The organism is Amycolatopsis sp. lyj-23, assembly GCF_046549135.1.
Lineage (GTDB): Bacteria > Actinomycetota > Actinomycetes > Mycobacteriales > Pseudonocardiaceae > Amycolatopsis.
Genome location: NZ_JAJPWN010000011.1, coordinates 154,439 through 178,215 on the forward strand (window position 1 = coordinate 154,439; position 23,777 = coordinate 178,215).

General features: G+C 72.7%; 14 protein-coding genes. 5 read left to right on the plus strand and 9 right to left on the minus strand.

Annotated elements, in window-relative coordinates; genetic code table 11:
• Positions 1–28: 28 nt before the first annotated feature.
• The 5 genes from ACLJPY_RS27530 to ACLJPY_RS27550 form a co-directional block, all read right to left on the minus strand.
• The gene (locus tag ACLJPY_RS27530) at positions 29–1,216 is read right to left on the minus strand and encodes a cytochrome P450 (protein ID WP_410592712.1); all 1,188 of its coding nucleotides are present in this window, start codon (positions 1,214–1,216) and stop codon (positions 29–31) included.
• 3 nt (positions 1,217–1,219) lie between these two features.
• Positions 1,220–2,593, minus strand: coding sequence for a glutamate decarboxylase (locus tag ACLJPY_RS27535; protein ID WP_410592713.1), 1,374 nt, complete (start codon positions 2,591–2,593; stop codon positions 1,220–1,222).
• A gap of 375 nt (positions 2,594–2,968) precedes the next feature.
• Positions 2,969–3,535 (minus strand): EF-hand domain-containing protein, encoded by a 567-nt coding sequence (locus tag ACLJPY_RS27540; protein WP_410592714.1) that lies wholly within the window; start codon positions 3,533–3,535, stop codon positions 2,969–2,971.
• Positions 3,536–3,691: 156 nt separating this feature from the next.
• Positions 3,692–5,500, minus strand: a complete 1,809-nt coding sequence (locus ACLJPY_RS27545; protein WP_410592715.1) for a M4 family metallopeptidase — start codon at positions 5,498–5,500, stop codon at positions 3,692–3,694.
• Positions 5,501–5,718: 218 nt separating this feature from the next.
• Positions 5,719–8,541, minus strand: coding sequence for an ATP-binding protein (locus ACLJPY_RS27550; protein ID WP_410592717.1), 2,823 nt, complete (start codon positions 8,539–8,541; stop codon positions 5,719–5,721).
• A 460-nt stretch (positions 8,542–9,001) separates the two neighbouring features.
• On the opposite strand from ACLJPY_RS27550, the gene ACLJPY_RS27555 reads away from it, so the two are divergent.
• Genes ACLJPY_RS27555 through ACLJPY_RS27565 form a run of 3 tightly spaced genes read left to right on the plus strand, consistent with a single transcriptional unit; the run spans position 9,002 to position 15,623 of the window.
• Positions 9,002–10,255: an aspartate kinase gene (locus tag ACLJPY_RS27555; protein ID WP_410592719.1), complete on the plus strand. Its 1,254-nt coding sequence runs from the start codon at positions 9,002–9,004 to the stop codon at positions 10,253–10,255.
• Positions 10,252–14,274: a Pls/PosA family non-ribosomal peptide synthetase gene (locus ACLJPY_RS27560; RefSeq protein ID WP_410592720.1), complete on the plus strand. Its 4,023-nt coding sequence runs from the start codon at positions 10,252–10,254 to the stop codon at positions 14,272–14,274. Before ACLJPY_RS27555 ends, ACLJPY_RS27560 begins: the two co-directional genes overlap by 4 nt.
• Positions 14,271–15,623, plus strand: a complete 1,353-nt coding sequence (locus ACLJPY_RS27565; RefSeq protein WP_410592722.1) for a diaminobutyrate--2-oxoglutarate transaminase family protein — start codon at positions 14,271–14,273, stop codon at positions 15,621–15,623. The genes ACLJPY_RS27560 and ACLJPY_RS27565 overlap by 4 nt, the downstream gene beginning before the upstream one ends.
• A gap of 536 nt (positions 15,624–16,159) precedes the next feature.
• Here ACLJPY_RS27565 and ACLJPY_RS27570 read toward each other — a convergent pair.
• On the minus strand, positions 16,160–16,693 hold the full coding sequence (locus tag ACLJPY_RS27570) for a GNAT family N-acetyltransferase (protein ID WP_410592724.1): 534 nt from the start codon (positions 16,691–16,693) through the stop codon (positions 16,160–16,162).
• A gap of 228 nt (positions 16,694–16,921) precedes the next feature.
• Here ACLJPY_RS27570 and ACLJPY_RS27575 point away from each other — a divergent pair, with 228 nt between their 5' ends.
• On the plus strand, positions 16,922–18,085 hold the full coding sequence (locus ACLJPY_RS27575; protein WP_410592725.1) for a hypothetical protein: 1,164 nt from the start codon (positions 16,922–16,924) through the stop codon (positions 18,083–18,085).
• A 256-nt stretch (positions 18,086–18,341) separates the two neighbouring features.
• On the opposite strand, the gene ACLJPY_RS27580 is transcribed toward ACLJPY_RS27575, so the two are convergent.
• Positions 18,342–18,911 (minus strand): TetR/AcrR family transcriptional regulator, encoded by a 570-nt coding sequence (locus tag ACLJPY_RS27580; RefSeq protein ID WP_410592726.1) that lies wholly within the window; start codon positions 18,909–18,911, stop codon positions 18,342–18,344.
• Between the two features lie 130 nt (positions 18,912–19,041).
• On the opposite strand from ACLJPY_RS27580, the gene ACLJPY_RS27585 reads away from it, so the two are divergent.
• Complete coding sequence (locus tag ACLJPY_RS27585) at positions 19,042–19,959, plus strand: class I SAM-dependent methyltransferase (RefSeq protein ID WP_410592728.1); 918 nt, start codon at positions 19,042–19,044, stop codon at positions 19,957–19,959.
• 58 nt (positions 19,960–20,017) lie between these two features.
• Here ACLJPY_RS27585 and ACLJPY_RS27590 read toward each other — a convergent pair whose 3' ends face one another.
• Positions 20,018–20,854, minus strand: a complete 837-nt coding sequence (locus tag ACLJPY_RS27590) for a hypothetical protein (RefSeq protein ID WP_410592730.1) — start codon at positions 20,852–20,854, stop codon at positions 20,018–20,020.
• A gap of 88 nt (positions 20,855–20,942) precedes the next feature.
• The gene (locus tag ACLJPY_RS27595) at positions 20,943–23,768 is read right to left on the minus strand and encodes a M48 family metalloprotease (protein ID WP_410592731.1); all 2,826 of its coding nucleotides are present in this window, start codon (positions 23,766–23,768) and stop codon (positions 20,943–20,945) included.
• Positions 23,769–23,777 lie beyond the last annotated feature (9 nt).

Here is a 23,777-nt window from a genome sequence, read left to right on the forward strand (position 1 = left end):
GCGAGCATCCACCACGCGGATACTCCCTTCAGGACAGGCGGTTTCCCACCGGCCTCGCTTCCCACACCGCCTCGAGCGGTCCCGGCAGCCGCAGCTTCCAGCCGTGGGGCGCCGCCCGCCGGCCGGGTGCGGGCCGCACGCCGGGGAAGCTCTCGAAGAACACCTCCAGCGCGGTGCGCGCGAGGGCGGTGACCAGCAGGTACGCCGGGCACCGGTGCGGTCCGGCGCCGAACCCGAGGTGGACGCGGGCTTCGCGCCGCACGTCGAACCGGTCCGGCTCGGTGAACACCGTCTCGTCGCGGTTGGCCGAGGCGATGGCCGCCGCGATCATGCTGTCCGCCGGGATTTCGCGTCCCGCCAGTGTCGTGGCGCACTTCGTGCGCCGGCCCAGCACGCCGACCGGGCCGCTCCACCGCAGCGCCTCGGACACCGCCGCGCCGGCCAACGCGGGGTCGGCGCGGACCGCGGCGAGCTGAGCGGGCGACGACCACAACGCCGCCAGCGTCCAGCCCGCGAGCCAGCCGGGTTCGACCGCGCTCAACGCGAGGTGCTTGACCACCGGCACCACGTCGGCGTCCGGCCTCGGGTCGCCGCGCGGCCGGTGGGCGTGCAGCAGGTCGGAGATCACCGACCCGTCCGGTTCCGCGCGAAGCCGCCGGACGACCGCGGTCAGGGCGCTGTCGGCGGCCAGGTCCGCGGCCGCGGCCGCCCCCGCCGCCGGGTCGCGGCCGAAGTCGTTGGCCACCCCGGTCAGCAGGTTTCCCCACCGGCGCAACGTTTCCGCGCCGGTGTGCCGGCCGAGCCCGAGCAGGGCGGACACGGCGATCGCCGCGACCGGTTCGAAGTAGCCCGCGGCGACGTCGGCCCGGCCGGCCGGGCGCAGTTCGCCGGCGACCCGGCACGCGACGGGCCGGGCGACCGCGTCGACGAAGCCGCCGATCCGCTCGGCTTCGAAGCCCGGCTCCAACGCCTCTCGCACGTCCCGGTGCGACTCGCCTTCCCGCATCAGCAACGGCGTTCCGCCGCACAGGCCGAGCATCGGCGACCCCGGCTGGTCGGTGGTGAACCGCTCCTCGTCGGTCAGCACAAGACGGACGTCGTCCCAGCCGGTCACCAGCCACTGGCGGACCTCCGGTACCCAGCTCACCGGCTCGGTCCGGCGCAACCGGGCGTAAACCGGGTACGGGTCGGCCTCGAGTTCGGCGACGGTGACCACCTGTCAATCCTGGAACGTCAGTGCGGTGGCCACCGCGGGCAGGGGGAACGGGTGGCCGGCCAGCCGTTCGGTGTGTTTGAGGAGGCTCTCCAGGAACTTCTGCGCGAGGTCGAGGGTGAACCCCTGCCGGCACACCACGCGGATCACGTCCACGTGCTCCAGGTCCGGCGGCAGGCTGTAGGCGGGCACGTGCCAGCCGTCGCCCTTGAGCGCCTCGGACAGGTGGTACACGGTGAAGCCCACGTCGTCCGGGTCGCGCAGGCGGAACGCCACCACCGGCAGGTCCTCGCCGTCGGCGATGACCTCGTACGGGGCAATGGCCCGGATGCCCGCCGCGACCTGCCGCGCGACTTCCTGGCACCGCTGCGCGATCAGCTGGTAGCCGGCGAGCCCGTTGCGCAGGAACTGGTAGTACTGGGCGATCACGCCGGATGCCGGGCGGGAGAAGTTCAACGTGAACGTGGGGTGGTGGCCGCCGAGCACGTTGCAGTCGAAGATCAGCGACGTCGGCAGGTACTCCGGGTCGCGCCACAGGCACCAGCCCGAGCCCGGGTAGACCAGGCCGAACTTGTGGCCGGACGCGTTGATCGACACCACGCGCGGCAGCGCGAAGTCCCAGGCGAAGTCGACGTCGAGGAACGGCGCGACGAAGCCGCCGCTCGCGGCGTCGACGTGCAGCGGGACGTCGACGCCCCGGTCGCGGGCGACGCCGTCGAGAGCGGCCGCGATGTCGGCGACCGGGTCGTAACGGCCGTCCTGCGTGCTGCCCAGGACCGCGACGACGCCGATCGTGTTCTCGTCGACCGCGTCCGCAGTCAGCGCCGGGTCCAGGGTCGTGCGGCCCGGCGCGAGCGGCACCGTCCGCGCTTCGACGTCCCAGAAGTTGCAGAACTTCGGCCAGCAGACGTGGACGTGGGTGCCGAACACCATGTTGGGCCGCCCCGTGCCACCGCGTTCCCGCCAGCGCCGCAGCATCGCGAGGCCGGCGAGCATGGCCGCCTCGGAGCTCCCGCTGGTGGAGCAGCCGACGAACGAGCCGTCGTCCTCGTGCCACAGGTCAGCGAGCGCGTTGATGCACTCCTGCTCGATCTGGGAACTCGCCGGGTACTCCTCCCGGTTCATGAGGTTGATCGACGCGGTCTCGGCGTAGATCTGTTCCAGTTCCGGCTCGGCGGCGGTGGTGCAGAACGTGGCCAGGTTCAGCGCCGCGCGGCCGTCGAGCAGCAGCCGGGAGCGCACGATGCCGGCCGCGACGCTCGCGGGCATCGGGTTCTCCGCGAGCCGTCCCTTCGGGACGACGTCCTCGTCGATCCGCTGGGCGAACAGCGGAGCTATCTGCAGATCGCGGTCATCGGTGATCACGCGCTGCAAGCTCATGGCAACCTCCGGAGCGTTCGGGAACTGTCTCGGCATCCGGCCGGGCCCTCGTCGATCCGGATCGGCGGAAGACGACCTGTTCGGATCGTGGCAGGTCGGCAGGAGGCAAGGGAACAGCACCGGCCAAGCACAACCCGGACGGGTCGGCGTCCGACCTCGTCGGCTGACCGCGGCTCACGGACCGTTCGCGCGGCCCGCTGCTGCCACTTCGGAAGGCACGAACGGCCCAACCCGGATCACCCGGCCGGGCAGTGGGCCACGGGTTCGCGGAACGGCAGGCGATCCTCTTGTCTTATGTGGACAGACGACTTCGCCGCCGACGTCGAGAGCTGGTCTCCCGATGTTTCTTGACCGCTACGCGGTTCGGGTCCGGGGTCAGCGAAGATGGGCCGGCGTACCCATGAACCAGTTGCCCGGGGCGTCCGGGTCGCTGCTGGTCCAGTAGTCGACGGTGGCGCGCACGAACTCCTGGGCCGACAGGGACCCGTCGCCGTCGGTGTCCATGTGGGCGAATGCCTGCTCGACCTCCACCTCGGACAGTCCCGGGAAGTGCCCGGCGACGAAAGCCCGGTACTCCGATGGGCCGACCCTGCCGTCCCGGTCGATGTCGGCGATGGCCAGGAACGCCTCGGCCAGAGCACCGACCGTGGCCTGCGCGGCGCCCGGATCGGTGGCCAGCGTCCGGGTCGAGCGCAGGAAGTGCTCCTTGGTGATGGCGGTGCCTCCGTCGGGGATGTGCGGCAGGTGCAGCTCCCGCCAGATCCGCACGTAGGCCTCGACGATGCGGCTTTCGCTGTCGGAGCCCGGCGCGTGCCCCAACGCGACAGCGACCCGCCGGCCCATCAGCACGTGGTCGTGTTCGGTGAGCCGGCCGTCGCTGTCGGCGTCGAGGTGATCGAAGCCGTGGTTGATCTTCGCCGTGAGAATTTCCGAGCCGCTCATGGTTCTTGCCTAGCGTGTCGCCCGCGGTGCCGGCACCGCCGAGCCGGTGATCATGCGTCCGGCACCAGGGTGGCGGGCCCGGCCCCGGCACCGACAGCGGAGGGGGAACCGGTGGTGCCGCGGGGTCCCGGCCGCGGCACCACCGGAGGGTCTGCGTCAGCAGGGACCGTTGTCACCCCAGACCGCCCAGGACCCGGGTGCGCCCGGCTCCGCGCCCGTGGAGTACCACTTGGACGTCCACTTGTGACCGCTGTAGGAGACCACGTCGTTCGGCACGTAGGCCTTGGTGGCGCTCCAGGCCGCGACGCCACCGCAACCGGCCGGCGGGGTGGTCGGGGTGGTCGGCGGGGTCGTGCCGCCCGTCGTGGTCGTCGTCGGCGGGGTGGTGGTCGGGCCGCCGGTGCACGTCGGCTCGCCCGACTGCGCCGGGACGCTCACCGCGTTCCACGCGTTCTTGACCGTCGTGAAGACCGCGCACGTGGGGTCCAGGGTCTTCGCCGCCTGCAGCGTCCACTTGCGGTAGGCCGGGTACGAGCTGGCCGACGTCTTCATCTGCATCGCGTTGTACATCACCGTGATGGCCTTCTGGACGCCGACGCCGGTCACCGAAGAACCGTTGCAGGTGGGGCTCTGCGGCTGCCCGTTGGCCGGGTTCGTGCCTTCGGCCACCAGGTAGAACCAGTGGTTGCCGGGACCGGCCGCCGCGTGCACCTCGCCGCCGGGCACCGAGGAGCTGTAGCAGTCGGGGTCGTTGTTGACCCGGGACGGGTCGGCCATGTTGCGGATCGGCCCGTTGCCGACCAGGTTGATCTCCTCGCCGACGGTGAAGTCCGGGGTGTCGTACGGGCTGGGCTCGTTGGCGAACCACTCGGTCGAGGCGCCGAAGGTGTCGGCGACGAACTCCTGCGTCCCGCCCTGGGACATGCTGCCCGGCGTGTGGTCGTCGATGCCGTGCCCCATCTCGTGCGCGACGACGTCGATCGACGGGATCCACTGGCCGGCCTGGTTGTGCCCGATCTGCACCGAGGTGCCGTCGTAGTAGGCGTTGACGTCGTTGAGGCCCATCTTGATCGGCCAGGCCCCGCCGTTGCCGTCGGGGCCGCTGCGGCCCAGCCACTGGGCCAGCATCCGGTTTTCCGTCTGCGTGGCGAACAACGCGTCCACGCAGCCGGTTTCCTTGTCGGCCGCGTTGCCGCTGCCCCAGCTGTCCGAGGCCTTCGTGAACACCCGGCCGGTGCTGTAGTCCGCGCAGCTGAGGTTCGCGATCTGCGGGTCCTGCATGACGTAACCGCTGCCGCCCCGGCTCGTGTCGATGTGCACCGGGTTCGGCCCGTTGTAGGCGGAGTTGCCGTCGCCGTGCGCGACGTGCTCGCGGGTGTCGAGCACCGCACCCGTGACGGCGTCGACGTAGACGGTGAGCCGGCTCGGTCCCCCGGTCCGGTCGGTGCCGTCGACGGTCGACTCCCAGGCGGCGCGCCCGTCCTTGCCGCCGAGCAGGTCGATCACCAGCCGGGACGGCTCGACCTTCGTGACGGAGGCGAGCCGGCCCTTGGCGGCCGATTCGGCCTGCGCCTGCGGGACGGTGGCCGTCGTCGGCACGGCACCGAGCGTCCGGTCCTGGGCCACGGACAGGTACTGGACGCCGCCGCGGGCGTCGGTGGCCACGACGAAGTCGCCGCCGACCACCGGCAGGCCGGCGTAGGTGCGCTCGTAGCTGACGTACTGGTTCCCGTTCGAGGAGCTCACGCCGCGCCGGACGAACGCGTCCTGCGGCCCGGCGTGCAACGCGGCGGGATGCGTGGCCACGAGTGCGTCGGCGGCGGAGGTGGCGTTGGCGACGGCTTCGGCGGCCGACGGCCCGGCCCCGGGTTCGGCGTCGCCGGGTGACGCGACGACGACGCCGGCCACGACCAGGGCCGCCGACAGGGAGCCTCCGACGGTGAGGAGACGGCTGGGTACTTTCACGACGTGCTCCTATCCCGGGCGGTGGTGCGCACCGGCCGGAAATGTGAAATAAGGACGCCTTTTGCTCACGGCCATGGCACACGATCGGGGGTTAATCACTCGTGTGAGTGGCCGACGAGGAAGGTGAAGTAACTGTCGATGACCAACGACCCGGAAACAACTGGGGAAACAGCTCGTACCGCTACCTGATCCGGGTACTTTTCCCGGCAGCCGTGGACTTATCCCGGCGCCGCCACCCGCGATCGGACGAGATCCTGCCGGGACCGGGCCCCGACCTTGCGCAGCGTGCGGGCGACGTGGAACTCGGCGGTGCGGGTCGAGATCGAGAGCGCCTCGGCGATGTCGCGGTTCGTGCGTCCCAGGTGGAGCAGGCGCAGCACCTGCTGTTCACGCGGCGACAGGTCGCCGCCGTAGCCGCGGCGGCCGCGGTGCGACGGGTTGACCACCCCGGACGACCGCAGCGTCTGGTGGCACCGCGCGGCGTCGGCGGTGGCCCCGAGCCGTTCGTAGCGCGCGGCGGCCTCGGTGAGCGCGGCCGCGTCGGTGGGGAGCCGCAGCCGCGCGGCTTCCTCGAACGCGCGGGCCGCGGGATACGGCGCGGGGAGGGCGGCGTACCGGTCCGCGGCCGCTTCGAACGTCGTGACGGCGGCGGGGTCACCGGCGGCGGCGAGCGCGAACCCGTGGCAGAACACCGAAGCCGCGGCGGCCAGTGGTGCGTCCACTCCGGACAGTCCGGTGTCCAGTTCGGCCACCAGCCCGGTGACGTCGGTGCCGTGCGCGGTCCGGGCGGCAGCCACCGCGGGCAGCAGGTCGCCGGCCCAGGCCCACACCCGCTTGGCGCGCAGCACGGCCAGGCCGCGCTCGCCCTCCGCGACCGCGGCCGGAGCCTGGCCGCGGCGGAGCAGCAGCCACGTCTTCGCCGCGTGGACCGCCAGGACGACGGGGGTGCAGGTCCGGCCGGGATCGGTGAGGTCGGGCCGGTCGAAGCCGTCGACGGCGGCGAAGAAGTCACCTCCGGCCGCGTCGAGCGCGCCCTGCACGTACGACAGTTCGCTGACCACGGGCCAGAACGCCGGATAGCCCGCCCGGAGACCGGCGGCCGCTTCGGCCAGCCCGGCCCAGGCGCCCGTGCGCCAGGCCAGGCACAGCCCGGTGGACCGCAGCGCGGCGGCGGTGAAGGGCAGCTCGGCCTCGGCGAGCTGCCCTTCGGCCGAGGTGAGCCACCGGTGGGCCCGCCGGTAGTGCCCGGTCAGCAGGTCGGCGTAGGCCAGGTTCGCGTGCGCGCGGGCCAGCTCCCGCCGGTCCTCGGGGCCCTCGCCGGCGGTCCCCAGCCGCTCGGCCCGCTCGCCCGCACCCGGTACCCCGGTCATCAGGTCGGCGGCGACGTCGTCGGCCAGCACCGCGAACCGCAGCGCGGGCTCGGCCAGCCGCGGCCCGCGCCGGCGCGCCACGGCCGCCCACCGCCGGTGGTGCGCCAGCGGCGCCGGGCCGAGCACCGGGTTCGCCAGCACCGCCCCGGCCCGGCAGGCCGCCGGCGAGCCGGGCGGGACGTCGCCGAGCGCCGCCGCCACCTGGGCGCGGCCGTCGGCCAGCGCCGGTTGCCGGAACAGGAGCAGGCCGAGGGCCAGCCGCAGCTCGCCCCGCACGTCCGGGGGAACGCGCCGGTCGTCGAGCAGGGCGCGCAGGACGCTCACGAGCGCGGTGTGGTCGGTCCCGTGCGCGGCCACCCGGCCGAGCCGGCGGGCCAGCCGGACGAGGTCGGCGGGCGCCAGGGCGGGGTCGGCGACGAGGTCGCGCAGCAGCGCCACCGCGCCCGGCACGTCGTTGGCCGCGAGCGCGTGTTCGGCCGCCGCTTCGCCGTAGCGCACCCATCGGGCGTGCTCGCCCGCGTGGCGGGCGTGGGCGGCGAGTTCCGCCAGGGGCGCCGGGCGCCACCGCGCCAGCACGGCCATCGACCGCCGGTGCAGGCGGGCGCGGTCCGGGCCGGGAACGCCGTCGTGGACCGCCTGCCGCGCCAGCGCGTGCCGGAACCCGTACCGGCCGGTCGCGGTCTCCACGACGGCCCCGGCCGCCAGCGCGGCCACCAGGGCCGGGCCGGTGTCGCCGGGGTCCAGGCCGGCGATCTCGGCGAGATCGGCTTCGGGCACCGGCACGCCGGCGACGGCCGCGGCGCGCACGAGGGCGACCGCGGAGTGCGGCAGTCCTGCCAGGCGTTCCGCGACCGCCTCGCGCACCACGTCGGGCACGGCCAGGTCGTCCAGCCGGGGCGCTCCGGTGCCCATGGCGTGCAGGGTCTCCTCGATGAGCAGCGGGATCCCGGCCGTCCGCTCGTGCAGCCGGGCGGCGAAGTCGAGGCCGACCGGCTCGTCGCCGAGGTGCGCCGAGGCCAGCGCGTGCGTCTGCTCGCGGGTCAGCGGCGGCACCGTCACCCGGGTCACGGTGACGTCGGCCGCCGGGCGCGCGGCGGCGCCGAGGGGCAGGCCGAGCGGGCAGTCGGACCGGCGGAAGGTCCCCACCAGCGACAGCCGCGGCGGCGGGTCGTCGGCGAGGAAGCGCAGCAGGTCGCGTGCGCCGTCGTCGGCCCAGTGCAGGTCTTCCACCAGCAGCACGACCTTCCCGGCCGCGTCCAGCAGCTGCCGCACGGCCCGGAACGTCTGGTGCCGCCGCACCCCGGGGTCGGCCGGCGCGGCCGGCGCGGGCGGCAGGAACGGGCCGAGTTCGGGCACGAGCGGCCGGAGCGCGCCGGTCACCGGGTTCAGCTCGGCCGGAGGCGGGAGCAGCGGCCCCAGTTCGGCGAGCGCCTCGAGCACCGGACCGTAGGGAAACGGTTCCCGCCGCGCCCGGCAGTGCCCGGTGAGCACCGGCCGGCCGCCGAGTTCGGCCGGCAGTTCGCGCAGGAGCCTGCTCTTCCCGATTCCCGCCTCCCCTTCGACGAGGACCACGGCCGGCGGGTTCGACACGGCCGTGGCGATCCGGTCCAGTTCCGCGCGCCGCCCGATGAGAACGGGCGAAGACGTCCGCGGGGCGATGTCGGCATCCATGGTGTCCCCTTGCGTTCCTCGGCCGGCCGTACCGGGTCACGATTTCCCGGCGGTTCCCGGGGCCGGTGGCAAAACCGCAGCATATTGGTCTGAACCAACGCGGGGAACGGACTTTAGTCGGCCCCGCACCCGGCACCCGGGCAGTTCGCGACGACTGCGGCATTCGTCCGATTCGCCGGTCAAACCGCACCACTACCGGAAAACCGGCCACACGCGACAGTCCACAAGAGACAGACGTGGTCCCGGTTAACCCGCCGGGTGGCGGAGCACCCTGCTCTCCCCCGTCCGGGAACGCTACTTCCTGCCTGGAACGTACGGAGGTACCCGGGAATTCGCCGGTGCGCTAACTTCGGTGGTGATTCGACTCGAACACGAACGCCGCCGCCGTGAATGCCCCTTCGATTCTTCGCTCCGCGCGGCGTGACCGTATTGCCGGAACTCGAAGAAGTGAAGGACGGTCGTGAGCAAAGCATTCGAGCATTCCCGGGCCGAGTACGCCACCACACCCGCGCTACCGCGACTCGTCGTGCGGAAATACGGCGGGACGTCGTTGGCCACCCCCGAGCTGGTCCACCGGGTCGCCGCCGACGTGGCCGCGTGCGCGCGGACCGGGCGAGCGGTCGTGGTCGTCGTCTCCGCGATGGGCGACACCACCGACCGGCTGGCCGCGTTCGCGCGACGGTTCGCCGACCGGCCGGACCCGCGTGAGCTCGACCAGCTGCTGGCCACCGGGGAGCAGGTTTCGGCCGCGGTCCTGGCCATGGCCCTGCGCCGGTGCGGCGTCGCCGCGGTTTCCCTGTCCGGCGGCCAGGCCGGCATCGAGACCGGCGGCGAGCCGGGCGCGGCCACCGTCGCGCGGATCGACCCGCACCCCGTCCTCGACCGCCTGCGGTCCGGCCAGGTGGTCGTCGTGGCCGGCTTCCAGGGCCGGGACGCCGCCGGGGAGCTGCGCACCCTCGGCCGGGGCGGCTCGGACACGACGGCCGTCGCGCTGGCGGCCGCGCTCGGGGCCACCGAGTGCGACATCCGCACCGACGTGCCGGGCGTGCACACCGCGGACCCGCGGATCGTGCCCGGCAGCCGGCCGCTGACGTCGATCCGCACCGACGTCATGGCCGAGCTGGCCCGCGCGGGCGCCGCGGTGCTGCACCCGCGGTCGGTCGAGCTCGCCGCCCGGCACGGCGTGACCGTGCTCGTCAGCCACGCCACGCGGACCGGGCCCGGCACCACCGTCCGGCCCGGTCCGCCGGAGCTGGAGCGCGGGACCGAGGTCGTCGGCATCGCGCACGCCCGTGACGTGCACCTGGTGCGGATCGAGGAGCCCGGCCTGACCCCGGGCCGCGGGAGCCGGCTGCTGGCGGAGCTCGTCGCCCGCGGCCTGCGGCCGGACACGCTGAGCTGGCCGGACCCCGGCGAGCTGCGGTTCACCGTCCGCGGCCCGGATCCGCGCGAGCGGCTCGCGTCGCTCGACACGGAGTCCACTGTGGACGGCGGCCTGGGTTCGGTGTCGGTGGTCGGTACCGGCCTGCTCGACACACCCGCCCCCTGCGCCGAGGTGCTCCGCCTGGCCGGCGAGCTGGGCGTGACCGTGCCGGCCATGGCCACCTCCGCCGGCCGGCTCACCGCGGTGTTCCCCGCCGGTCTGCTCGACACCGCCGTGCGCGCCCTGCACCGCTGCTTCCGCCTCGACCTGCCGGCGGAGGCCCGGCCGTGAGCCCGCACGCCACCCACGCCGGCACCCTCACCGCCGACGGCCGGGTGCTCACCTGCGCGGGGTTCGACCCGCGGATCCGCGCCGCCGACGGCGACCGGCTCGACCACGTCTTCGAGTCCTCGTGCGACCGCCACCCGGACCGGCTCGCGGTGGACGCCGGGGAAACCCGGCTCACCTACGGCGAACTCGACGCCGCGGCCAACCGCCTCGCCCGGCACCTGCTGGCCCACGGCGTGCTGCCGGGCGACCGCGTCGCGGTGCTGCCCGGCGAGCCGGTGGACGCCTACGTCGCCCTGCTCGCCGTCCTCAAGAGCAACGCCGCGTACGTTCCGCTGGACGCCGCCTTCCCCGACGAGCGGCTCGCCTACATCGCCGGGGACGCCCGCGTCCGGCTGGTGCTGACGTCCGCGGCGCAGGCCGGCCGGTTCGACGGCGAGACCGTCGACGTCCTCTGCCCGGACGAGCAGGCGGCCCGGATCGCCGAGCGGCCCGGCGGGCGGCTCACCGCGGCCGAACGCGGCGCCGAAGCGGGCGAACTCTGTTACGTCGTCTACACGTCCGGCTCGACCGGCCGGCCGAAGGGCGTCCCGATCGGGCACCGCGCGATCGTCAACTTCGTCCGGGTGGCGGCCGAGGTCTACGGCATCGAAGCCGGTGACCGCGTCTACCAGGGCCTGACGATCGCGTTCGACTTCTCGGTCGAGGAGATCTGGGTCCCCCTGCTCTGCGGCGCGACGCTGGTGCCCAAGCCCGCCGGACCCGGCCTCGTCGGCGCGGACCTGCACGAGTTCCTGCGGGAGCGGCGGGTGACCGCGCTGTGCTGCGTGCCCACGTTACTGGCCACGCTCGACGAAGACCTGCCGGACCTGCGGTTCCTGCTGGTGTCCGGGGAGGCGTGCCCGGAGGACCTGGTCGCCCGCTGGCACCGCCCGGACCGGCGGTTCCTCAACGTCTACGGGCCGACCGAAACCACGGTCACCGCGACCTGGGCCGTCCTGCGCCCGGACCGCCCGGTGACCATCGGCGTGCCGCTGCCGACGTACTCCGTGGTCATCCTCGACCGCGAGCGCCCGGTCGCGCTGCCCGCGGGCGAACTCGGCGAGATCGGCATCGCCGGGGTCGGCCTGGCCGACGGCTACCTGAACCGCCCGGACCTGACCGCCCGCGCGTTCGTGCCGGACTTCCTCGGTCTCGACGGCAATCCCTCCGGCCGGATCTACCGCACCGGCGACCTGGGCCGGATCACCGCCGACGGCGAAATCGCGTACCACGGCCGCGGCGACACGCAGGTCAAGGTGCGCGGCTACCGCATCGAGCTCACCGAGATCGAGTCGCTCCTGCTGCGGGAGCCCGGCGTCGCGCAGGCCGTCGTCGGGACGCACCACCCCGAGCCGGGCACCACCGAGCTGGTCGCGTACTACAGCCTGCGCGCCGACACCGCCGCGGTCGACATCGGCGAGCTGCACCGGCGGCTGCGCGAGCAGCTGCCCGCCTACATGGTGCCGGCGTACTTCGAACGGCTCGAGCGGATCCCGATGACCCCGGGCCAGAAGGCAGACCGCGCGCGGCTCCCGGCCCCGAGCGGGCCGCGGGCGGCGACCGGCAGCACCGCGTTCGAGCCCCCGGCGACCGAGACCGAACGCGTGCTCGCCGACGCCCTCGCCGCGGCGCTGCGGGTCGAGCGGGTCTCGGTCACCGCGCACCTGTTCGCCGACCTCGCCGCGGATTCCCTGTCGCTGGCCGGGTTCTGCGCGCGAGTCCGGGAAGTCCTCGCGCCGGTGGCAGTGCGGGAGGTCTACCGCCACCCGAGCGTGCGCGAGTTGGCCGCCGCGCTTCCCCGCGAGCCGGTCCCGCCGGCGCCAGCGCCCGAGCCGTACCGCGCGAGCAGTGCCGCGTACCTGCTGTGTGGGTTGGCCCAGGTCCTGGTGTTCCTCGGGTACGCCGTTGCTGCGGCCGCGTTCCTGGACCTCGCCTACGCGTGGCCGGCCGCCGCGGCCGGGCCGGTGGCCGCCTACCTGCGGCTGGCCGCCGTGGGCGCGGGCGGGGTCGGGGCGCTCTGCGTGCTGCCGATCGCGGCGAAGTGGCTGCTGGTGGGCCGCTGGAGACCGGGCGAAATCCGGCTGTGGAGCCCGGCGTACCTGCGGTTCTGGCTGGTCAAGACGGTTACCCGGTTCTGCCCGCTCGTGCTGTTCGCCGGTTCGCCGGTGTACGCGCTCTACCTGCGGCTGCTCGGCGCGAAGATCGGGGCCGGTGCGGTGATCCTGACCCGGGTGCCGCCGGGGTGCCCGGACCTGCTCACCGTCGGCGCCGGCGCGGTCATCCGCAAGGACGCGCACGTGCACTGCTACCGCGCCGAAGCGGGCAAGATCCACATCGGACCGGTCACGATCGGCCGCAACGCCTTCGTCGGCGAGAAAGCCGTGCTGGACATCGGCACCGCGATCGGCGACGACGCCCAGCTCGGGCACGCGTCCGCGCTGCTGTCCGGGCAGGAGGTACCGGACGGCGAGCGCTGGCACGGCTCCCCGGCCCGTCCCTCCACTGTGGACTACCGGGCGCTCCCGGCGGCGACGGCGAGCCGGCTGCGGCGCACGCTCTTCGGCTGCGGCCAGCTCGCCACCCTGCTGCTGGTGACCACGCCGCTGACGCTGGCGGCCGCGGGTGTCCTCGCCCGGTTCGTCTACCCGGCGACACCGGACTTCGGCGGCTGGCGGTTCTACCGCGACGAGCTCACCGAGAGCACGGCGGTGTACGCCGTCGCGGTGCTCGGCGGCCTGGCGGTCGTGCTCACCGTGCCCCGCCTGCTGACGCTGCTCCTGCGGCCGGGCCGGGTTCACCCGCTCTACGGCGTCCGGCACGCGGCGCTGCGGGCGATCACCCGGCTGACCAACATCCGGACCTTCACCTACCTGTTCGGGGACAGCAGCTACATCGTCCACTACCTGCGGGTCCTGGGGTACGACCTGGCGCGGGTGCGCCAGACCGGGTCCAACTTCGGCGTCGAGGTCAAGCACGAGACGCCGTTCCTGAGCACGGTCGGCTCCGGCACGATGGTGTCCGACGGGCTGTCGCTGCTGAACACCGACTACTCGGCGGCGGCGTTCCGGCTGCGGCACACGGCGGTGGCGCCGGACGCGTTCCTGGGCAACGAGATCGCCTACCCACCGGAGGCCCGCGTCGGGCGCAACTGCCTGCTGGCGACCAAGGTGCTCGTCCCGCTCGACGGGCCGCTGCGCGAGGACGTCGGCCTGCTCGGCTCGCCCGCGTTCGAGATCCCGCGCAGCGTGCGGCGCGATGTCGCCCTCGCGCACCTGCGAACCGGCGAGGCCCTGCGCCGCGGGCTCGCGGCGAAACTGCGGCACAACACGGCCACGATCGGCTGCTACCTCGGCGTCCAGTGGCTGCTGGTGACCGGTCTGACCGGCATCGGAGTCGCCGCGGGCAGCCTGCACGCACGGTTCGGCACGCTCGCCACGGCTGGCGGGATCGTCGTGTCGCTGGTGTTCTCGGTGCTGCTGCAGGTCCTGGCCGAGCGCGCGGCCTCCGGTTTCCGGCGGTTGCGGCCGCGGTTCTGCTCGATCTACGACCCGGTTTTCTGGCGGCACGAACGGTTCTGGAAGCTGAGCCCCGGTCGCTACCTCGCGCTGTTCGCCGGGACGCCGCTGAAGAACCTGCTGTGGCGGCTGCTCGGCGTCCGCACCGGCAAGCGGCTCTTCGACGACGGCTGCGGCGTCCCCGAGAAGACGCTGCTCACCCTGGGCGACGACTGCGTGCTCAACGCGGGCAGCGTGCTGCAGTGCCATTCGCTCGAAGACGGCGCGTTCAAGTCCGACCACACCACGATCGGGTCCGGCAGCACCGTCGGCGTCGGCGCGTTCGTCCACTACGGAGTGGCCATCGGGGACGGTACGGTCGTCGAGGCCGACGCGTTCGTGATGAAGGGCACCACCACCGCGCCGCGCTCGCGCTGGCGCGGCAACCCCGCCACGGAAGCGGCCGAGCACGGGAGGCAGTCATGACCGACGTCCGCACCACGGAACTCGCGCCGCACGTGGCCGGCGCGCTGCCGGGCCCGCGGTCGGCCGAGTTCCTCGAGCACCAGCGGCGCTGGGAGTCCAACGCCCGGGTGTACCCGCGGCACCTGCCCATCGCGCTGGCCGAGGGCACCGGCTGCCACGTGCGCGACGTCGACGGGAACGTCTTCATCGACTTCCTCTCCGGCGCCGGCGTGCTCGCACTGGGCCACAACCACCCCGAGGTCGTCCGCGCGGCGGCTGCGCAGCTGGAGACGCTGACGCACGGCCTGGATTTCCCGACCCCGGCCAAGCGCGCGTTCCTCGACGCGCAGCTGTCGATGCTGCCCGAGGGCCTGCGCCCGCGGATGAAGGTGCACTTCTGCGGTCCCGGCGGCGCGAACGCGGTCGACGCCGCGCTCAAGCTGTGCAAGACCGCCACCGGCCGCGGCGACGTCGTCGCGTTCCAGGGCGGCTTCCACGGCGCGAGCCACGCGGCGATGGCGCTGACCGGGCTCGTCGCGCAGAAACAGCCGGTGCCCAACGGCGTGCCCGGCGTGCACTTCTTCCCGTACTCGCACTGCGCCCGCTGCCCGGTCGGGCTCGCCCCGGACACGTGCGACGTCAACTGCGCCGGTTTCCTGGAGCGGGCCCTGCGCGACCCGAACGGCGGCGTGCCCCGGCCGGCGGCCGTGGTGCTGGAGCTGGTGCAGGGCGAAGGTGGCGTGATCCCGGCCCGGCCGGAGTTCGTCCACCGGGTGCGGCAGCTGACCCGCGAGCTCGACGTCCCGCTGGTGGTCGACGAGGTCCAGACCGGCTGCGGCCGCACCGGGACCTGGTTCGCGTTCGAGCAGTACGGCATCGAGCCGGACGTCATCGTGGCGTCGAAGGCGCTGAGCGGCGTCGGGTTGCCCGTGGCGGTCATCTTCTACGACCAGCGCCTGGACGTGTGGGCCCCGGGCGCGCACACGGGCACGTTCCGCGGCAACCAGGCGGCGTTCGCGGCGGGCGCGGAGACGGTCCGCATCATGCGCCGCGACGACGTCCTGGCCAACGTCCGCCGCCGCGGCGAGCAGCTCGGCGAGCTGCTCGCGGTGCTCCGGAACCGGCCGTGGGTCCGCGACATCCGCGGTCGCGGCCTGATGTGGGGCATCGAGCTGGCGGACCCCGATGCCGGCGACCGCGCACGGAAGGTGCAGGCGCACGCGTTGCACCACGGCCTGATCGTCGAGCTGGGCGGCCGGGACGACACCGTGGTCCGCCTGATGCCCCCGCTCACCATCACGGAACCGGTGCTTCGGACGGCGGCGCGCATCCTGCTGGCCGCCATCGAGGCGGCCGTGGTCACGCGGTGACCGTGCCGGACGGGACGGCGTCGCTCAGCCGCCGGCGGCGATGAAGGGGTAAACCTCGCCGGAGTTGTCACCTCGTCGCGAAGACCCACCGGTTGCTCGCCAGCGCGTCATCGGACACCGGCTCCAGACCGGCGTCGAGCGCACTGACCGTGACAGCCTGGCGAGGCTCCCTGCGCGGGGATGAGGTTTCCCGTCGGCTGGCGCTACCCTCGGTCTCGCGCGCCGAACGGAGGAAGCCCATGGGCCGGAACCGGAAGGTCGCCCGGCAGCTCAAGTACGGGCCGGGCGCCACCCCGCCCCGAGCGGGCGGCCGGGACGAGGAAGACGGGGACGACGGCGGCGCCGGGGTGCGCGAGCCGCGCCGCCCGCTCCCGCCATCGCCGCCGAGCGGTGGGGCCGCGCGGCCGCGGCCGGAAGAAACCGCCCCGCTGATACCTGTTGTCGATCACGCGTTCACCTCGTCGAGGCGATCCGAGGCTACGTAGGGGTGTCGTGGGCGGGCAGCCTGGTCCGCCGAGGATGGCGATCCGGCCGGGCTACAGCCGCCTGGTGGTGACCAAGGAGGGCCCGTGGACCGCGTCCACCTGCTCACGCCCGGCTTCGGTGAATCCGAGCTTCTCCAGCACGCGGCGGGAGGCCGTGTTCCACTCCCACACCGTGGCCCGCAAACGTCCGTACCCGGCCGACCTGGCCCACTCCACCACAGCCATCGCCGCCTCCGTCGCGTAGCCACGCCCCCAGGTCCGGCGCAGCAGCTCGAACGCCAGCTCCGGTTCTCCCTCGAACCCCTGCCCGTCATCGATCAGCCCGCAGTAGCCGATGACGTCGCCGGCGACCTTCCGCTCGACCGCCGGCAATCCGGCCGACGACCGGCCCGCACGAATCGCCTGCTCGAACTCGGCAACGGTGGGATGACCGGCCGCATCGATCCGCCGATGCGGCGGCACCCGCGGATCACGTTCGGCCCACAGCTCGCGCTGCACCGCCGCCTCGGCCACCCGCCACGGCCGAAGCAGCAGGCGATCGGTCTCGAGCACGACCTCGAGTCCCGCGGTCTCTTCAGCTGCCATGAGAGACAATCTCCCACGCGCACGTCCGGTCATGCAGATCTGCGGGCGTTGGGCGCAATCGCCTACCCCTAATCACCCGCCGACTCGTAGACACTCGCTGAATCAGCGTGCTCGGACCTCCCGGCACCGAGCTCGCGGCGTCTTAGCTTCCGCAACAGCGGCTGTAACCCCCGCTCCTATTTCCCGGCGGCGTGTGAAGCGCCGATTCCGCCGATCACCGGAGGGGTTATGAAAACAGGACGCTTCATCGTTCCAATCGGTCTGCTGGCCGCCGCGCTGCTGACCGCCGGGCCGTCGTCCGCCGCCGGACCGGCGATCAAGTGGCATCCGGGGCACTACATGACCAGTGACTGGTGGCACTCCGCCGGCACGCCGGCGAGCATGGCCGGCAACGAACTGCACGTCGTCAACACTTCGCCCAACGTTCGCGGGTGGAAGGGCAACTACTACTGGGCGGCCCTGGAAACCGGAAAGGGCGTCTACAACTTCTCGACCATCGACGCCGAACTGGCGCAGCTCAACCAGGGAAACCCTGCGCCTCGCAAGAAACTGGTCATCGAGGTCTCCTCGAGCGGGTTCCAACGGACCTCCCACCAGGACCCCGGTGGCTTCCTCAACACCGTGCTCCCCAGCTACCTGACCACCGACGCCGCCACGTACGGCTCCGCACCCAAGGCCGGCACCAGCGGCTGGTGGTACGGCGGCAGCGGCTTCTCCATCACCGCGGCCGTGTGGCGGCCCGCCGTCAACGACCGCCTGATCGCGCTGCTGCAAGCCCTCGGAGCGCGCTACAACAGCAATCCCGACGTCGAAGGCATCGAGCTCACCGAAACCGCGTCCCAGGTCTCCGACGGCGGTGGCTACAACGACAACACGCAGCTGAGCCAGCTCGAACGGATGCTGACCGCCGCCACCACCGCGTTCCCGAACACCAACGTCACCATCCAGAACAACTTCCTGGGCAACCAGGCCGACACCAGCGCGCTGGTGCAGTTCGAAAACACGCACCGGGTCGCGGAAGGCGGCCCGGACCTGCTCGGCAAGACCGCCGCGGACCGGACCTCACCGCCCAAGGAGCTGACCTGGGGCCAGCAGTGCGTGACGGGCTACCCCGGCACCGGGTGCACCAACCTCACCGGCAGCATCGCCGTCCTCCACAACGTCGACGAGCCCGAACTGCTCGGCACCCAGTTCCAGGGCGCCGGCGCTCCCTTCACCCCGCTCGACATCTACAACAACGGCGAGGACTACCTGCACGCCAGCCACCTCGAGTGGACCTACCTGATCGGGAGGCCGACCAACAACTGGCCGACGGTCGCCGCGATGATCGACGCCCACCCGATCCGGTACACGGCCTGCCCCACCGGCTACCCGGCGTGTGACACGCGGTGACCCGCACCCCGGGGGCCGGCCGCATGCCGACCCCCGGGTCGCCACGCCCCGCACGAATCTCGGGTCGGCCCTTCCCGTCGGTCAACCTGGGTGATTGGTTCAAGCACGCCAGCTGCGCCACCACGTCGACAACCATCCGGAAGCGCAAACGTCCTGTCCTCGAATACGCAGGGAACTCGCGGTCGAGGGCAACGAAGACCGGCACCGGGATCTGCAGGCGAATCCGGGCACGGAGCGGAGCGGGTGAGCGTGTCGGTCAGGTTTGGCACGCTTGGATCATGAGTGCGGCAAAGCGCCGGGAGGCCGCGATGCGTGCCGCCGGTGCACTCTCGCGGATGCCGCCACCGGCCGTGATCATGAGGGTGAGGTCGTTCACGGCGATCTCGGGGCGCAGGCGGCCGGTCTCCTTGGCGCGACGGATCAGTTCGGCTGCCGAGGTCAGCGAGGAAGTGCGGGCCGCGGTGAAGTCCATCGCACGCGGAAAGTCGGATTTGACGGCTGCGATGAAGCGGTGATCGCGTATTTGCAGCTCGCAGAGCTTTTCGACCACGAGGCAGAAGCCGTGCCACGGATCGGGGTCGGCGAGCCCTTCGTCCAGGACGGATCGCCATGCGCGTACCTGGTCGAGGAACGCCTCGGTGACCAGGATCTGCTTGGTCGGGAAATGGCGGTAGACGGTCGCGGGCCCGACTTCGGCGTGCCGGGCGATCTCCCGGATCGGCACGTCCAGGCCATCGGCGCCGAACACCGCGCGGGCCGCACCGAGGATGCGGTCGCGGTTGTCCCGGGCGTCGGAACGCCGGTCGTGAGGCAAACGAGCGGTCACTGCTCTCACTTTAGTTCAGGGGACACGGGTGCCCGTTACGGTCCGGCTACCAGTGCTGATCCGTTGTGGACGCCGGCGCGGCCGCCACTGCGGGTCCGCAGCCGACCGGACGGACAAGGCAGGGCGAGGCATGACTTCCCACCGGCACGACGGAGATACCTGGGACCTGGCGTCCAGCGTCGGCACGACCGCGACCGCGGCCGCAGCGGCCCGGGCGATCGCGACCCGCGAAGACCGTTCGCTGATCGACGACCCGTTCGCCGAACCGCTCGTCCGGGCGGTCGGTATCGACCTCCTGACCCGGCTGGCGACCGGCGCACTGCCCCCCGGCGACCTGGTCGGGCAGCCGGCGATCGACGTGGCCAAGATCCGCACCAAGTTCTACGACGACTTCTTCCTCGACGCGGCGAACGCGGGCATCACGCAGGCCGTGATCCTCGCCTCGGGGCTGGACTCCCGTGCCTACCGGCTGCCCTGGCCGGCCGAGACTGTGGTGTACGAGCTCGATCAGCCGCAGGTCATCGAGTTCAAGACCCGCACCTTGGCCGAGTTGGGTGCCGAGCCCACAGCCGAGCGGCGCGTAGCCGCGGCCGACCTGCGCGGCGACTGGCCGTCAGCTTTGCGCACCGCCGGATTCGACCCGGCACGGCCGACCGCGTGGAGCGCTGAAGGTCTCCTGGGCTACCTGCCGCCGGAGGCACAAGACAACCTCTTGGACACCATCACCACACTCAGCGCGCCGGGGAGCCGGGTGGCCACCGAGAGCAGGCCCAATCCGGGACCGGGGGATGACGCTACGACGAAAGAAACCCTGAACCTCCTTTCCGAACGCTGGCGCGCGCAGGGTTTTGATCCCGGCATGGCGAAACTGCGTTACTTCGGCGAACGCAACGAAGCAGCTCCCTACCTGACCGGCCTCGGCTGGACGCTGGCCGGAGCGACCATCCGGGACCTGCTGGCCGCCAACAACCTCTCGCTGGACGACGACGATCTGCGCATGGGCGACGTCCGCTACATCAGCGGCATCCTCACCGCGACTACGAAATAGCCCCTGTCCGGCAGGACGACCAGTCTTGTTGCGGAAGCTCGCGAAGCCGTGGCCGAGACTACATCCGGACCTCCGCGGGCCTGAGGTTGTAGTGGGGCGCCCCGCGTTCGAACGACACATTCTCGACCACGGGCAGCTCACGCAGCGGACCGAGGTCACCGTCGCGGACCGTCGTCCGCCCGCCGAACGCCACCGTGCGCAGGCGCCGATGTCCCCGCAGCGGCGCCAGGCTCTCGACCTCCCCCGCGTTCTCGAGGAACAGCTCCCGCAGCCGCGGCAGTGTGCGGACGAAGTCGAGGGACGCCACCTTCGCGCTGTGCAGCCGCACGACCTCCAGCTCCGGAAACGCGCCCGCGAACGTCACCCTGCCGTCGTAGAGCCACAACGTCCGCAGCCTCGGCGCGGCGAAGCCGGCCAACGTCAACGCCGTGGTGCGCTTGAGCTCCAAGCGCAGGAACTCCAGCGACGGCTTGTCCCCGAGCACCTCGAGGGACGGCTCCGTCTTGGGCCAGTCCCACACCGTCAGCTCCCGCAGCTCGCCCAGCCCCGCCAGATCCGCGACCGCCGGGAGGAACGGCATCCCGAGCACCCGCAGCCGCGTCAGGCCGGCGAGCGCGAGCGGCCCGCGGTAGTTCGAGGCCAGGGTCAGCTCCTCCAGACCGGGCACGTCGGCCACCGCCGAGCAGTCCGCGACGCCGCGCAGCAGCCGGACCCGGGTCAGCCCGGGCAGGTCCCGGACGAACCCGAGATCCGGGACGACGGGGCCGCCCGGCGAGCCGACGAGCAGGCCCGTACACCCCTCGGCCGCGAAGCGCTCGCCCAGCTCCGGGGCCCAGGGAACGTCCTCGACCTGGAGCTCCTTCGCGCCGTTGACCGTACGGACCTTCACACCCACGCTTCGCCTCCTCATATCGCACGTACTTGCGGGACGCCCGGATTCTGTCCGTCAGGCTCGCCCCGGCATCAGGCTCGCCGGTCGACGCCTACAGTGCTCCGGCGAGTTCGGTCACCGCGTCGGTCAGGATCCGGTCGGTTTGTTCCAGCACGGCCTGCGGTGGTGGCGTCCGGAGGTACCCGAAGAACACCTCGACGTCGACGAGATTGTGTCCGATGTGGACGCTGTATTCCCGGCTGATGACGACCGCGGGTTTGCCGTGGAACCGGCCGGTGAACGACCGGTTGCGCGTCCGAGCGGGGTAGGGCAACGCCGAAGGCGGTCCCGCCGTCAGGACACCGTCGAGATGTCCGCCGTCGTAGACCTCCTCCGGTACGCGGAAGTGCGCGCACGCGCGCGTGGCTTCGTCCATCGGGACGAACAAATCCTCGACACCCGTGTAGGAAGTGACCGATGCCGACACGTGTCCTCCCCCGACCGTGCCGTCGGCGGCGAACTCGAAGCTGCGCTGGACATCGGCCGTCCGCGGCTTCGCTTTCTCGATCGCGGCGAACTTCTTGTTTGCTGCGTCGCAGGCCACCGGAGTGACCGTCGCCGACGTCGAAGGCGCGTTGTCCTCGGGTTTCGCGTCGGCTGGGAGGACGGCGGACAGGCGGCCGAGTGCCGCGGTGGCGGCGGGTTCGTCCAGCGGGCGGCCGTGGTCCGTCGTCGTTGTCGTCGGGGTGACCGGCGTCGACGTCGGCGCAACGGGCGCGATGACCGCTTGCCCGGCCGCGTAGTCGCGCTCGGTGACGGTGACCGCCGAGAGCTGCCCGCCGATCAGGACCACCGCCAGCAAGACCGTGGCGACCCCGGCTCCCAAAGCCCACGGGATCGCTGTCCGCCGCGGGTTCCACTGTGCCCAGACCAAGACGAGCAGCGACGTCATCGGAAGCGTGACGACCAGCGCGACCAGCAGCAGCCAGCCGGGCACCTGCACCGACTGTTCGAAGACCGACGATTCCCTGGCGTACCCGGCGATCCGGACAGCCGTGTACTGGATGGCCCCGGCGACGGTGGTGACGAGCAGCCCGCACACCGCCGCCAGCGGCGTACCGGCAAGGATTGCGCCGCGACGCCGGGTCGCGATTGCGACCGCAACCGCCGCGACCAAGCCGGCGAACGCACAGATCCACCATCGCTGGTAGGCCAGCAGGTATCGGACATCGTTGCCCTGACCGGCCTGCAGCCGCAGGAGCCCGGACAACGCCGCGGCCGTGCCGCCGACCACCGCGGTCACCACGCCCACCGCCACCACGACCGGGCGGGGCCGGCGCCACCGCTGCCGCGAGCCGACGAACACGAGCCCGAAGAGGATCAGGGCCGGGGCGTACTGCCACACCTGATCGCTGCCGAGTCCCGCGACGTAACCACGCACGAGCGCCGGATCGTGGAACAGCAGATGGGTCGTCACCGAAGACACGGTCCCGCTGACGGCGGCGGTCATGGCGACCACGACCGTGAGAGCGGCACTGATCCAGCTCACCCACCGGCGCAGCGGGCTGTCCGCCGTCACAGCGAGACGAGTCGCGGTCGCCGACGTCAGCACGCTGACCGCGAACGCCGTGACCGCGAGGGCGACGATCAGCAGCGGCCGCTCCGGGGCGAAGAACGCGGTGATCGCCGCGGACGCACCCGGGGTTTGCAGGCAGAAGCCGGCGACCAGCCCGAGCACCGCGCCCGCCCAGGAGGCCGGCCACCCGGGCTTCGGCAGTGCTGCCCGGCGCGTCCACGCCGACAGGACGACCGAGGTCCAGAGCACCGCCGCGACGGCCATCGCCACGTCGGCCGGCAGCCGGGAACGGGTGTCGAGGAACCCGAGCAGGTTCCCGAGCACGGCGTGAACCCCGTGGTAAGTCAGCATCGCCACGACGCCGGCGACAGCCGTGTAGACGAACCCGCCGTCCCAGTGTCCGTCGCGGCTGTCCGGGACGAGCCGGTCCGACGCCGACGGGTGCGTGGCGAAAACCCGGTGGATCCACGAGGTCCGGTCGCTTGGGGGGTGGAGGACGACGGCCATGGTGTCCGGGTCTCCCGTCGCATCGGCCGCGTGCCGGTCGGCGGCCAGCTCACGCCGGCGCAGCAGGGCCGCACGGACCACCAGCAGAGAGACCGCGGTGACCGCGGCGACGACCAGCGATCCGCCGTAGAAGGTCCACATCGTCGCCGGCACGTCCAGGATCGGCAGCAGCGCCAGGACCAAAGCCGGAAGCGTCAACCAGCCGGCCCACCACGCGGCCGCAGCCCATCGGACGTCCCGGGCGCGGACATGACCCAGTTCGTGCAGCACGACGGCGTCGAACGCGGCCCGATGGGCGTACGCGTAGGCGTGCGGCACCACAACCCACGGCCGTGCGCCCGGAAGGCCTGTGGTGAACGGATCCCGCACGCCCGTCGCGGGCGGAGCGAGAACGAGCCTCGGCTGCCGGCGCTCGGCCAGCCCCAGGCTGTCGCACAACACCGTGAAGCGCTGGGTGAGCCGACCGAGGTCGGACGGCGGTACCCCGGCAAGCCGGCGCTTGCGCAGCCGGCGGCGCGTGCCCAGACCGCCGGCGACCATCAGGAGCCACGCCGTCACCGGGAGCGCGAGCGCCCCGGCGAGGCTGATGACCCCCAGTCGCCGGTCGTAGTCGTGGACGCAGGCGGCGTACAGCGGACCGATCGAAGCGGTCGGCTGCACGTCGGAGACGGAGATCCCGTTGCGAGCCAGGCAAGCCTGTGCCGCGGTGTAGTCGCCGAAGTCGTGGGTCACGAACAGGGCTTCCGCGGCGCCCGAGCCGGTGACCGCCAGCGCGAGCGTGACCAGCACGTACACCCACCACAGGCGCGGTGGCGCGGGCACCGCGCGCAAGGACGCGGGCTCATCCGGAGCCACGGGGACACC

Bases quoted from the DNA above. Each gene is read 5' to 3' on its own strand.
- ACLJPY_RS27535 (WP_410592713.1), bottom strand. From the start codon at position 2,593: ATGAGCTTGCAGCGCGTGATCACCGATGACCGCGATCTGCAGATAGCT.
- ACLJPY_RS27570 (WP_410592724.1), bottom strand. From the start codon at position 16,693: ATGGCAGCTGAAGAGACCGCGGGACTCGAGGTCGTGCTCGAGACCGAT.
- ACLJPY_RS27540 (WP_410592714.1), bottom strand. From the start codon at position 3,535: ATGAGCGGCTCGGAAATTCTCACGGCGAAGATCAACCACGGCTTCGAT.
- ACLJPY_RS27575 (WP_410592725.1), top strand. From the start codon at position 16,922: ATGAAAACAGGACGCTTCATCGTTCCAATCGGTCTGCTGGCCGCCGCG.
- ACLJPY_RS27565 (WP_410592722.1), top strand. From the start codon at position 14,271: ATGACCGACGTCCGCACCACGGAACTCGCGCCGCACGTGGCCGGCGCG.
- ACLJPY_RS27550 (WP_410592717.1), bottom strand. From the start codon at position 8,541: ATGGATGCCGACATCGCCCCGCGGACGTCTTCGCCCGTTCTCATCGGG.
- ACLJPY_RS27585 (WP_410592728.1), top strand. From the start codon at position 19,042: ATGACTTCCCACCGGCACGACGGAGATACCTGGGACCTGGCGTCCAGC.